The organism is Microvirga puerhi, from assembly GCF_020089865.1.
In the GTDB taxonomy this organism is placed as follows: domain Bacteria; phylum Pseudomonadota; class Alphaproteobacteria; order Rhizobiales; family Beijerinckiaceae; genus Microvirga; species Microvirga puerhi.
Window position 1 is genome coordinate 1 of the sequence record NZ_JAIRBM010000025.1, and the last position, 12,248, is coordinate 12,248.

10 protein-coding genes are annotated in these 12,248 nt (G+C 57.5%); 6 read left to right on the forward strand and 4 right to left on the reverse strand.

Features of this window, described 5'->3' with window-relative positions; translation table 11 throughout:
* The first annotated feature begins 1,405 nt into the window (after nt 1-1,405).
* From K9B37_RS22145 to K9B37_RS22165, 5 genes are all read left to right on the forward strand, one after another.
* The gene (locus K9B37_RS22145; protein WP_224315717.1) at nt 1,406-2,041 is read left to right on the forward strand and encodes a TetR/AcrR family transcriptional regulator; all 636 of its coding nucleotides are present in this window, start codon (nt 1,406-1,408) and stop codon (nt 2,039-2,041) included.
* A gap of 84 nt (nt 2,042-2,125) precedes the next feature.
* Nucleotides 2,126-3,442 carry an MFS transporter gene (locus tag K9B37_RS22150; RefSeq protein ID WP_224315718.1) on the forward strand — a complete coding sequence of 439 codons (1,317 nt, stop codon included), beginning with the start codon at nt 2,126-2,128 and terminating at the stop codon, nt 3,440-3,442.
* Between the two features lie 57 nt (nt 3,443-3,499).
* Complete coding sequence (locus K9B37_RS22155) at nt 3,500-4,537, forward strand: histone deacetylase family protein (protein ID WP_224315719.1); 1,038 nt, start codon at nt 3,500-3,502, stop codon at nt 4,535-4,537.
* 13 nt (nt 4,538-4,550) lie between these two features.
* Nucleotides 4,551-5,483, forward strand: coding sequence for a succinylglutamate desuccinylase/aspartoacylase family protein (locus tag K9B37_RS22160; RefSeq protein ID WP_224315720.1), 933 nt, complete (start codon nt 4,551-4,553; stop codon nt 5,481-5,483).
* A 231-nt stretch (nt 5,484-5,714) separates the two neighbouring features.
* Entirely contained in the window at nt 5,715-6,020 is a 306-nt protein-coding gene (locus K9B37_RS22165) for a c-type cytochrome (RefSeq protein WP_224315721.1), read from the forward strand.
* A 58-nt stretch (nt 6,021-6,078) separates the two neighbouring features.
* On the opposite strand, the gene K9B37_RS22170 is transcribed toward K9B37_RS22165, so the two are convergent.
* The 4 genes from K9B37_RS22170 to K9B37_RS22185 all read right to left on the reverse strand — a co-directional run bounded on the left by K9B37_RS22170 (nt 6,079) and on the right by K9B37_RS22185 (nt 10,426).
* Complete coding sequence (locus K9B37_RS22170) at nt 6,079-7,113, reverse strand: amino acid ABC transporter substrate-binding protein (RefSeq protein ID WP_439651775.1); 1,035 nt, start codon at nt 7,111-7,113, stop codon at nt 6,079-6,081.
* A gap of 66 nt (nt 7,114-7,179) precedes the next feature.
* The gene (locus K9B37_RS22175) at nt 7,180-7,797 is read right to left on the reverse strand and encodes a L,D-transpeptidase (RefSeq protein WP_439651776.1); all 618 of its coding nucleotides are present in this window, start codon (nt 7,795-7,797) and stop codon (nt 7,180-7,182) included.
* Between the two features lie 60 nt (nt 7,798-7,857).
* Entirely contained in the window at nt 7,858-8,421 is a 564-nt protein-coding gene (locus K9B37_RS22180) for a hypothetical protein (protein ID WP_224315723.1), read from the reverse strand.
* Nucleotides 8,422-8,563: 142 nt separating this feature from the next.
* Nucleotides 8,564-10,426: a mechanosensitive ion channel family protein gene (locus tag K9B37_RS22185; RefSeq protein WP_224315724.1), complete on the reverse strand. Its 1,863-nt coding sequence runs from the start codon at nt 10,424-10,426 to the stop codon at nt 8,564-8,566.
* A 623-nt stretch (nt 10,427-11,049) separates the two neighbouring features.
* Here K9B37_RS22185 and K9B37_RS22190 point away from each other — a divergent pair.
* On the forward strand, nt 11,050-12,189 hold the full coding sequence (locus K9B37_RS22190) for an MBL fold metallo-hydrolase (protein WP_224315725.1): 1,140 nt from the start codon (nt 11,050-11,052) through the stop codon (nt 12,187-12,189).
* The last annotated feature ends 59 nt before the right edge of the window (nt 12,190-12,248 follow it).

Genomic DNA, 12,248 nt, shown 5'->3' on the forward strand with positions numbered 1-12,248 from the left:
AGGTGATCTTGCAGTTCTGGATGGTGACGTTCTCGGCCCGGACCCAGATCTGGCCGCGGACATTGAGGTTGCTGAGAACCGTGCCGGCTTTGGTGACGATGATGTCGCCGGACGCCGTCAGCGTCACGCCAGCCGGAAGTCCCGTCGTCGATGAAGTCGGAAATGACATCGATAAATCCTTTTCTCAGTGAGTCTAGAAATGATGCGAGGTTCAGGTAAGCCGAAAGTCGGAGGCGGCTGATTAACGAGCAAGATTAAACAGCGCGATTGATCAGCCCGACCGAGTCACGCACCAATCCAGATGGACCTTCTGAAATTTTCAGAAGTACGGATTGGCAAAATGCGATGGCGAAATCCGTGAATGACACAAGGATAGCGCTACCCTTGATAATCATTAGCGGTCCGATAGCAGAGCTATCGTTTCACAGCGGAGATGGACAATGGCATGGCTACCCCTTGATTTCTGCTTTTACTGGCATTTAGGAAAAGCTTTTAACTTTCCGGTCAGTATTCCGCCTCTAGTCATGCGCGTAGAAAGCATGCTGCAGCTTTATTGATTCCATCCCGCAGCCAATCGCCTGATATTATTACAGATACTTGCCTATCGAGGGCGTTGCTTTGAGTTACACATTACGGCAAAGCTTATTCTTGTTCTATCAAGACACTCTCTTGTCAAAGAAAGCCAAACCATAGAAATAGGCATGCAGATGGATCGAAAATTCGAAAAATGACGACCTCATATCGGCAACTGTCGAAAAGCAGTGTGCTCTACTGACTCCACTTCGCAGGCAAGCAGCCAGCATCAAGACCAATACAGGGCCGTGCCCCAGAGACACGTGAAATCCAGATCGATGACATCTGCGTGAATATTATCTGTCTCAAAAAGTTTTTAGGGAGAAAGACCGTCGCGCTTTAATGGAACGCGACGCGCTCCCGATGAAGGTCGTGCCAGCCGCTTCCACCGAGGAGAAACGATCTAAGGTAGACAAGGTGCTTAACAAGGAAGTCGCCCCGTACTCCGCATTCGCTGCGGCTCAAGTTGCGCTGCGTGCTGCGCTCATGGATGGACCAGGACACTTCTTATGGATTCGACAAGCCTCTGTAGCGGATGCCGGACAAAACCCAGCAGGGCTTCGTCGCACAGCGCGCAGATCGTAGCTGCGAGACCAATCCCCAGCCATGCCGTCCCATCAAATTGCGGCTTGGCGACGATGCATGCCGGGAGCATATCGAAACAACATCTCGACATACTCCCTGGGGACCCGGATATTGAGTTGTGCTCCACACATCCTTCGTTGCGACCACCAAGCATCCAGCAAGATGTGCATGCGGACGGTACAAACCTCACTATTGACACGAGCTCTCACATTTACATACTGATCGATATGTATGTAAGTTGGCATGAATGGCGACAGTCCCAAATCGCAGACGTACCCAGGTCGACCGCAGCGCGGAAACGCGGGCGATTCTGATCCGCGCAGCCATCGAGCTCCTTCAGACCCTGGGCTTTGCAGGCACCTCGACAGCGCTCATTGCCAAGCGGGCGGGGGTTACGACTGGCGCCCTTCATCATCATTTCGCAACGAAGGACGAACTCCTGTTCGGCGTCCTCGATCATGCCTCTGAACGTATGCGTGCTCGTCTTGAGCAGGAGAAGCCTGTCTCTCCGGCCGGTACGCTGAACATCTCGGATACCGTGCGCCATCTTTGGGAGGTCTATGGCAACCCTGAATACTGGGCGACCTGGGAAATCATTATCGGCACACGATCCGATCCCGCTCTACATCCTCGCGTCGTCGCACATCGTCTGGAAACGATGCGCATGGTTCTACATCCCTGGCTCGAACATCACACCTCGGAAGAAGGCACGCGCCCTGAGGTGATCGCACTCTTTGAATTCATGCTGATCGCAATCCGCGGCCTGAGTCTCGAGCGCTTCCTGGACAAGGATGAGGCGTATTTCGATCGCAATCTCAAGATCCTGGCAGATCTCGTCGGCCAGCGACTCGAGGCCCTCGCACAACATAACTTCGTCCGCTGACGGCGGTCGAGGCGAGAGAGCGGGGCACGGCGCCAACCACCAAACGAAGCGGCCGCAAAGGCCAAAGAGAAGAGGGACAACAGAGTGAGCGAAAGTGTGCGTGCCTATGGAGGCGCTACGACCTTGCGCGACAGCGCAGCGCCGAGCCGACTGAAAACGATATTCGGCGGCTCGATCGGCCATTTCATCGAATGGTATGAGTGGTCCATATATGGACTTCTGGCGGGCATCTTCGCAAGCCAGATGTTTCCGGCCAGCGACGCGCTGGTCTCGCTGATCGCCAGCTTTTCAGTATTCGCCATTGGCTTTGCCGCCCGTCCGATCGGCGCTTTGGTGCTCTCGCCCATGGCCGACAAATACGGTCGACGCACGATGCTCTCTGCGACAATCATCATGGCAGGGCTTGGCAGTCTCATCATTGCCCTGTGCCCAACCTATGGGCAGATAGGCATCCTGGCCCCCGTCATCATAGTTCTGGCGCGGCTGCTTCAGGGTTTCTCGGCAGGCGGTGAATTTCAGATTGCCGTCACTTTCCTGAACGAACATGCCTCGGACCGTAATCGTGCGCTCAATGCATCGCCGCAAATGGTGTCCATCGGCCTCTCAGTGCTGATCGCAACGGCAGTTGCAGGCCTGACGACTCGCTTCATTCCGACAGATGCTCTCGCCTCATGGGGATGGCGCGTTCCCTTCCTCATCGGAGCGCTGCTGTCACTCTACGGCTTGTACATGCGCCGCGGCCTTACGGAGACACCGGCCTTCGAGAAAGACAGACACGCCCAGAAACTCAGTCTCGGAGGCATCGTCGCCTCGCTAGCCAAGTATCCGAAGGAAGCGTTCATCGTCTTCGTCGTGCAGATGAACGGCGTGCAGTATTATCTCTGGCTGATTTTCCTGCCGACTTATGCAAACCTTGTCGGCGGCCTTGATCGATCCGCCGGGTTCGCCGGCAATATCGCGGCAACCGCCGCCTATTGCATCGGGGTTCCGGTATTTGCCTACCTATCGGATCGCATCGGCCGCAAGCCGTTCCTGATCGGCTCGGCAGCATGCTTCCTGATCTTCACATATCCGCTTCTCTCGATGCTGGTCGGAAGCCCAAGTTTCGGAACATTTCTGTTCGTTGCCGTGGTCGGTGCGTTGTTCATCGCACTCAACAACTCCGTCATCGGAACGGTCTTCTCCGAGCTTTTCCCAACCAAGGTTCGCACGTCCGGGATCGGCATTCCCTACGCCGTCTGCGCGGCCATTTTCGGAGGCACGGCTCCCCTGCTGGCAACGTGGCTCCATGGACTTGGCGGTCCTTTATACATCTCGATCTATGTGGGTGTTATCTGTGCGATCACGCTTGCAACTCACTTCTTCTTGACGCCGGAGACACGGGGTCGGCCGCTCGATTGAGCGGCCAATCTCGCCTCGCGAGCCAAGACAACAACACAAAAGCAAGGATAGCTATCGATGCTCGTCGTTCACCATCCGGACCAGGCCCTCCATGATCCGGAGCTCGTCTTCCGAACCGGCAAATTCATTGCCCAGCCGGATCGGGCGGAGCGTTATCGAATTTTCCTCGATATCGTGAGGGAGGACGGTCATCAGATCGTACAGGCTCCCCTCGGGAATCTCGACCCCATCCTTGAGATTCATGACAGGGACTACGTCGAATTCCTGAAGACCGTCTATAAGCGTTGGACGGAAAATCCGGATTATGGTCCGAACGTCATTCCAAACGTGCATCCTACACACCGCATGCATCGCAAGCCCACTGAACTCCTCGGTGAACTTGGCTGGTATTCGAACTCCACCTCCTGCCCGATGACTGAAGGCACCTGGCCAGCCGTCTACGCCAGCGCGCAAGCCGCGATTCACGGCGCTGATCGCCTCTCCTCATCAAGTGGCCCGGTCTACGCTCTCTGCCGCCCTCCCGGGCACCATGCCTATCCTGACCTGATGACGGGCGTGTGTTTCCTGAACAATGCTGCGATTGCAGCTCATCGTCTCACGAAGCAATACGGGAAGGTTGCTCTCGTCGATATCGATGTGCACCATGGGAACGGGACGCAGTTCATCTTCTACGAGCGTGCAGACGTTCTCTTCTGCTCCATTCATATCGATCCACGTGTTTCTGCACCGTATTATGCTGGCCATGCGGACGAAATCGGCGAAGGAGCCGGTCGCGGCCTTAACTTCAATCAGCCACTTCCATGGGCGACACCGGACTCAGTCTGGCTCAATGCGATCGATGCAGCCCTTGCGAAGGTGCTTGAATTCTCCGCAGGAGCTGTCGTCGTTTCGCTGGGCTTCGATGCGTCTGAGCATGATCCAGTTGCGACTTTCAAAATCACCAATGATGGCTTCGCTCAGGCAGGCCGTAAGTTTTCTGCGCTCGACCTGCCGACGCTGCTGGTGCAGGAGGGGGGATACCTGAGCCCTCATCTCGGCGGGTATCTGCGTAGTTTCCTGCGCGCCGTCGAGACGTCGCAACCCGCATTCTCCTGATCGGATCACGAATATGAACGCACTTCCGTCTTTTCAAACCGGAAAGCCTCGCATCGAGCAGGGCCATGTTCGGCCGTTCGATGGCGTCGAAATCCCGTTCGGCATCATCGAGGGCTCAGAACCTGGTCCTTGCCTGCTCGTCACCGCCGGCGTCCACGGTTCCGAGTTCTGCTCGATCGAAACAGCCATTCGCCTGATGAAAAGGAGGCCTCAGGACATCAAAGGGACTCTTGTCGTTCTGCCCATTCTCAATGTGCAGGGCTTCCACAGGCGCAGCATTTACATCATGCCGGAGGACGGGAAGAATCTGAACCGAATGTTCCCCGGCAAGGCCGACGGATCGACAAGCGAGAGGCTCGCGCACTGGCTCGTGACGCAGGTCTATCCGCAGGTCGATGCCTATCTCGATCTCCACGGAGGTGATCTTAGTGAGTCGCTCGCGCCATTCACGCTCTATCCGAATGGCTGCGAGAAATCGAAGGCGCTTGCGACAGCCTTCGGCATTCCTGTCAATATCGCTGCGGGCGGAGAGGGCTATACGATCAATGCGGCCTATAAGGTAGGTGTGCCGAGCATCTTGCCGGAAGTGAGCGGTAACGGGCTCTGGGGCGAGGATACGGTCGGCGAGATGACGGCCGGTGTAGAGCGTGTCATGCACTATCTCGGCATGATCTCGGGGTCTGTAAAGTCCGTTCTCGAGAAAGCTCCGAAATTCGTCACGATGTGGGTGCCATCGGCTCCGTGCGACGGGCTCTGGTACGCCGCCAAAGAGATCTCCGATTCGGTGGCCGTGGGTGAGGTCCTCGGCGAGGTACGGGACGTCTTCGGAAAGGTGCTCGCAACAATACGCTCCGAGAAGGACGGTTTCATCCTATACCGGCTTACCAGCCTATCGGTAAACAAGGGCGAGGCATTGCTGGGCGTCGGGACCCCGCTCGCGCACTGACATCTTGGCTCAACAGTCCGCGCGACGGTGCGGACTGCTTCCCATAACGAGACATTGTCGCATTATCGGGGAACTTGATCGAGAACGAGAGCCTGCTTGAGCAACGGGCTCGGAAAGATATGTGGATTCATATGTGCCTGGATTGGATCCCTATTGCAGGGACGCCTGCCAAGCAGGAACATCATCGCCTCGGCTCTTATCGATTTCAGGATGTCGTCTGAGGAGAAGCTGATGCGAGTGCTTGTGACAAGGGTGGCAGCTATCCTGATCGGGCTTGTCTTCTTACAAAACGAAGCAAAAGCGCTGGATGTCCAGGACAAGCTCGAGCTCTGCCAATCCTGTCATGGTGAACATGGGCATCCGGAGATGAAGGGAGTTCCTATCTTGGCTGGTCGCCCCACGCAGGAATTGGCGCAGCAACTGGAACTGTTTCGCAATGGCAAGCGTGAGAATCCTCAGATGGTGATGGCAAAGCATCTAACGGATGAGGAAATCCAAGAGCTTGCTGCCTATTTCTCTCGTCAGCCGAATGGCTGACGAGCAATCGAATAGCGCTGGGAAGGCGCCCTCATTGAATTAACAAGCGGTGCCGCAATTATCTCATTGGGGGCGCGTAGAGCACGCCGCCCATGCTCCAGAGTTGGTTCAATCCACGCGGAATACCAAGGCGAGACTCGACGCCAAGGTTTCGCTCATAAATTTCAGCATAGTTCCCGACGGCCCGAACGGCGCGCAGGGCCCACGTATCTTGGAGTCCCAGCATCGCCCCAAAACCGCCCTCCAATCCTATGAAGCGGCGCACGTCCGCCTTCGTGGAGGTCGATGCCTCGCCCGCGTTCCTCGATGAGAGGCCGAGTTCTTCCGCGTTCACTAGCGCGAAGTTCACCCATCTCACGACGTTGAACCAGGCAAAGTCATCCGCACGGGTCGCCGGTCCGAGTGGTTCCTTCGAGATGACATCCGGAAGAATGATGGCATCGTTCGGGCGGGTCAGCTTCAGGCGCTCGGCATAGAGCGCAGACTGATCTCGCGTCAGGACATTGCATTGCCCTGCCTGAAAGGCATCAAGGGCCTCCGCGGCACTCGGGAAAGCGCGTTCCTCAAAAGACATCGAGTTGGCACGGAAGAAATCGGCCAGATTGAGCTGGCTCGTGGTGCCGTTCTCCACGCACACCTTCGCGCGATCAAGATCCAGTGCGGACGTGACGTTGAGCTCTCGCTTAACCATGAAAGACTGGCCGTCGTGATAGGTGATGCCCGCGAAGGCGAGGCCCAGTCCAGCTTCGCGCTCCAGGGTCCAGGTCGAGTTCCGCGACAGAAGATCGACGCGTCCCGCGCGAAGCGCGTCGAACCGATCGCTGGCGGAGAGCGGCACGAAATCGACCTTCGATCGATCGTCAAAGATGGCACCTGCAATGGCGCGACAAAAATCGACATCGAACCCTGACCAGTCGCCCTGAGCGTTCCGCTCCGAGAACCCGAACAGGCCTTCACTAACGCCGCATTTCAGAGTGCCGCGTTGCCTGACAGTCTCAAGAGTGCCAGCTATGGCAGGTAGCGCCATGATGCAGCACAGGAGGGATATGATGCCGGCGAGGGCAAAGCGAATGTGCGCATTGGCATTCGACATAACCTGCGGTCTCCATCAAACGACGCGCCTCATTTTCGGGCCCGAATGCTCGTCTAGGCTCATTCTTCACAGACTCGCTCCATGGCGGACCACCACCTTCGTCCCCACCGGCACACGCTCGTAGAGATCGATGATGTCGCCATTGGCGAGACGAAAGCAGCCAGAGGATATGGCATGACCGATCGTCTCCGGCTGGTTGGTACCATGGATGCGAAAGACCGTTGACCCGAGATACAGGGCACGCGCACCCATCGGATTCCCCGGCCCGCCAGCCATGAAGCGCGGTAGATAGGGTTGGCGCGCAAGCATCTCCGGCGGAGGGCGCCAATCCGGCCACTCGGCCTTGCGGCTCACGCGCACCAATCCGGACCATTGGAAACCTTCACGCCCGACGCCGATGCCGTAGCGCAGGGCTCGATTGTTGCCCTGGACAAGGTAGGCGAAGCGTTCCGATGTGTGGATGACCAGGGTTCCGGGCGGCTCATTGGATCGGAAGAATACCACTTGGCGCGCATAGGGACCCTCGCTGATGACTGCTTCCTCGGTCGAGATCCGACCCGGTTCGTCGTCGACCTGCATATCGAGCGCCGGCGGCGCGGAACTGCCCTGGGCCATTGCTGGTATCGGAAGGCTGGCCATCAACGTCAGTCCGGCTGCCGCCGCGCACGCTCGCCACAGGTCCATTCGATCAGAGTTCACTCGGAGCATAGACAACGTCCCGTCCCCCGCTGAGTGGCTATAGCGTCAGGCGCCGCAGCGTATGTACACGAACGTCCCGTAGCGTCTGTTTGCATCCGGATCGACAAAACGCATGACGACAAGGTTATCCGTCGCCGACAGGATCTCGCGATCCTGCGGATCGCCTGGCGGTGCTTCGAAGCCAAGATAAGTCTTGCCCGAGACGTCACCTTTGAGCTTGAGTTCATAGAGCTTTGGATCGTCGGCGACATGCATCATCACCCCATCGGTCGGGCCTTTCGCGATCGTATAAGGCTGACTGCACTGCGCCCTTGCCTCACGCTCAGTCCTTTGCCTGTCCTTGTCCGTATGGAATGACGCGGTACCCCATCGCCCGACTAGGCGCTCGCGCGCGTAGGCAGCGGGTGCCGAGGCGACGATAGAGGGAGGCGCCTCGTCCGTCGTGACCGTGCAACCTGCCATGAGGAGCGCCACGGCAATCATCGCAGACCCGAGCTGGGACTGCCGATGAAGCAGCACGCGCCAGAATTCCCCAGGAATGGTGATGGCGCGCCGCTCGTTCTCCGCTTCCTGTGTTTCTACTTCGGCAATCCGCACTCCAGGTAACACGCCCCGCTCCCGCCTTCATAGGCTGCAATCTCATTGCCCAGCGCACCACAATGGCATGCCGTTGGGCAATTGGCTCTTCGGGATAACCCCACAAACTCGACAGGCAAACCCTGACCATGAGCCGGGGCGTATCCCGACACACTCATGTTCCCGGCTGCAGGGCCGGCACCGGCATAGGCCGGGGGACGGCCATGATGTCATTCTCTTGGAAGGCGCGCTGAACAGCGGTCAGAACCGCCTTTCGGATGCCAAACTGTTTGCCTGCCCTGGCCTTGAACTTGCCTCGGACAAGCAACGTCCCGTCTTCGACGGATGCAATGCCCTGGCTTTTGAAAGGTTCGAGAAGATCAACGTTCAAGTTCGGGTCGTTCGCAATCTCCTGTCCGATCTGCTTGAACAACTTACGAACCTTCTCGACGTCGGTATCGAATGCCACCCGGAACACGAGCTTCTCGATAACCCAATCTCGCGAGTAGTTCTGGATCTTGCCGATCTGGCCATAGGGAATGGTTGCGATGGCGCCGCGCGGATGCCGCAAACTGACCGAACGGACAGAGATCTTTTCTACCGTCCCCTTAGCACCGGAGGTCTCAATATACTCACCCAGCCTGAACGCATCATCGACGAGGAAGAACAGTCCCGACACAATGTCCTTCACCAGCGTCTGCGAGCCGAAACCTATCGCCAAGCCGAAGACGCTAAGGCCCGTAATGACTGGCCAGACGTTGACGTCGAGGACGACCAGGATCGTCAAGATCGTGAAAACCAGGATGCCGATCTTGGCGGTGCTGCCCAACAAAGGCAGAAGGGTTCCCAGGCGACTGCGGGGCGCTTGCACTTCCTCGTCCGACGGGCCAACGGAATCCTGCCGCGCGATGCGAGCGATGGCGACGCCCGTCGCGTTCCATAGAAGCGATCCGATCAACGCGACGAGAGCAATGGCGATCGCCTTGGCTCGGATCCACTGCACGTCGGAACCGAGGGCCTCGAGAGCCGGCAGCGCCCACTCATAACCGAGAAGCACCAGAACGAGAATCGCGAATGCGAACCGTGCCGTTCGACGCAGTGAGGCAGACATAACAGAGGAAGAGGACGTGCGCTCGCGCCTTTCGGCCCAAACACCGATGGCGCTATCGACATGGGGCGCGACGAGAACGAGCAACAGGGTCAAGAGCATCGGCAATCCGGGAAGTGGGTGTCCCAAGGTCACCCCCAGTTGCAATACCACCGCGGTACCGAGGAGAGCGACGATCGCAATGACCGGCCATGCTTTGGCGAAGCGCTGACGGGTCGGGCTCCATGGCTGAGGTCCTGCTACGGCGACCATGATCGCACTTCGTCTCCGCCAATAGGCGCTGGCGAGGAGGAGTGTGGCAGGCAAGGTCACCGCGAACGTACCAACGACATCATGAAGACCCGGTCCGGCCCCATAGCTTCGCAGAATCGCCAACACGGCAATGCCAAAGAGACCCCAGGCCATTCCCATCGCGACAGTATCGGCAAAGGCCAACATCCCTTGAATCGACGCCGCTGCTTGGGCATCGTCAATCATCAGTCTCCGCAGCAGTTGACGTACAAGGAGGCTCAGGATTGTCGCAGCGCCCAAGGTCCTGAGAATCACGCGTCCGCTTTCATCCAGAGGAGCCAGCCGCGCCACACCGGCAATGACGAGGATCGATAGAAACCCTACAGCGAGAACTCTCAGAATGCGGGTTCGGCACAGCCATGGAACACGATCAAGGCTCCGCGAGAGTGCAAACCAAATCAGAATGGAAGCGAGTAACGCACCAACTGCGATCGCTAAAACGATGCCGGGGCTGGATCCCGCGGCTGCGATGGTTCCCTTCACGGCATTCCAATCGGTCCCGATATCTCCCATTGCATGAAGGCGCTCCCGCCCTCCGGTTTCCACCGCTGCGGTCAGATCGTTCAGCCAATCGAAAATGGAGGCGGTGTCGGGTGCGTTGGTCATGGCCATCGGTCCTTTCGGCATACCGTCGCGCATGAGATCGTTCCCTTGTTGATCATGGGAAACAGATCCATTCTCATCATCCTATGTCCAGCACATGACCTTCCGCAATGAGCTGCAGCCTGTCCGTCCAGAACGGCTCCGGATCTGTCGGGCGGCTGCAAGCGGACACGCCGATGGCATATCATCCAGGATTGTGGTGCTGGATTGGATGACTTGCATCCGATCAATGGCGCCTTTGTCCTCCTTGGCTCTGCTACGCCTTCCTAGGCGATAATTCCCTTTTGGGGTTACGTGCTCTCGTCCCAGGCATGTCGGATGCAGCATACACCCCTTGGCCGGCTGCCTCGCTCGGATAAAACCCTGAAATGGCTACCGGAAAACCCTGAACGTCGAAGAAACAGCCTAGTCTACAGATCGGCACCTAGCCGAAAGAGCCGGCGGGTATTGCGCCAGCATTCGTCCTCTTGCAAACGAGACCGGGGCTATCGTGACGACGAACATTCCCGACGAGTGCCCCCAAGCCCTTTCGCTAGGTCGCGAAAGGCTGTCTGAACCCGTACTTTGCCAGGCTCGATAGTTGTGAGGCGTAAGTGGAGCGGCTGCTCTTCCAATCTAAGTGCGCGTGGAGCAAACCGCGGGTGGATTATCGGAACGGAATGCGCGATGCTTTGTGGCCGACCGCTCCAGTCCTTGTACGCACCTCGCCCTGCACGGATCTGAAATGCCTCGAAAGTCTCACAGGCATCACGATCATGGCGCGCGATGTCATGAACCGGGTCGGACGGCTACTCAACGATGGGAATACCATGCGACCGACCGCGTTACTTGTCCTGATCTCGACGCTTCTGATCCCTGCCGCAGCTTTATCGGGCCAAGGCTTCGACGTGGTCGTCCTCGGCGCCTTAGGTGGTATTCAGGACGGCAATCTCAGTTCGTACCTCATTCGACCGCACGGGAACCATGCCGCCATTACCTGCGACGCAGGCAGCCTCGTCAATGGATTAAAGGTCGCTCAAGAGAAGGGCGTCTTTGCCGATGTCAGGGTGCCTGAAGGCTCAACCGACAGCGTCGTCGGTCATGTTCTGAAAGATCATATCAAAGGCTATTTGATAAGTCATGCTCACCTCGACCATGTAGAAGGGTTGGTGATCGCCTCGCCTGACGATAGCAACAAGACTATTTACGGCTTGCCATCGGTAAATGCTCGCCTTGAGCAGAATTACTTCAATTGGGTTGCTTGGCCCAATATGTTGGACCGAGGTCAGCCGCCACAGCTGAAAAAGTATCACGTAGCAGATTTGGTCCCTGGCCTAGTCCAGGAACTTGCTGGAACTCGAATGGCGGCCACCCCTTTCCCGCTCAGCCACGCCGGAAGCGAATCCACAGCGTTTCTCATCGAGAGCGGGGGCGATGCCATACTTTGCTTCGGCGATACGGGACCTGACGAGGTCGAGAATTCCTCTGCCATGCAAAGCATTTGGAAGGTCGTCGCCGACAAGGTGAAGCAGCGAAGGCTAAAGGCGATCATTCTGGAAGTATCGTACACCAACGACCGGCCGGACAATTTATTATTCGGGCACATGACTCCCAAATGGGTGCACAAAGCACTGCATGCTCTGGGCCAAGAGGCAGGCGGAGATGCTCTAAAGGGGCTGCCTGTTATTGTAAGCCATATCAAGTACTCATTGACCAATGCGCAACCTCAGGACGCCATTCGCAAAGAATTGGAAGCAGGCAACGATCTTGGCGTCCGATTCCTGATCCCGGGCCAGGGCGAGCTTTACCATTTCCCATAGTACCGGCTCGATCCGCCAAGAACCTTCCCTGGCGGATCCTATCGGCATCGAACAGTGCC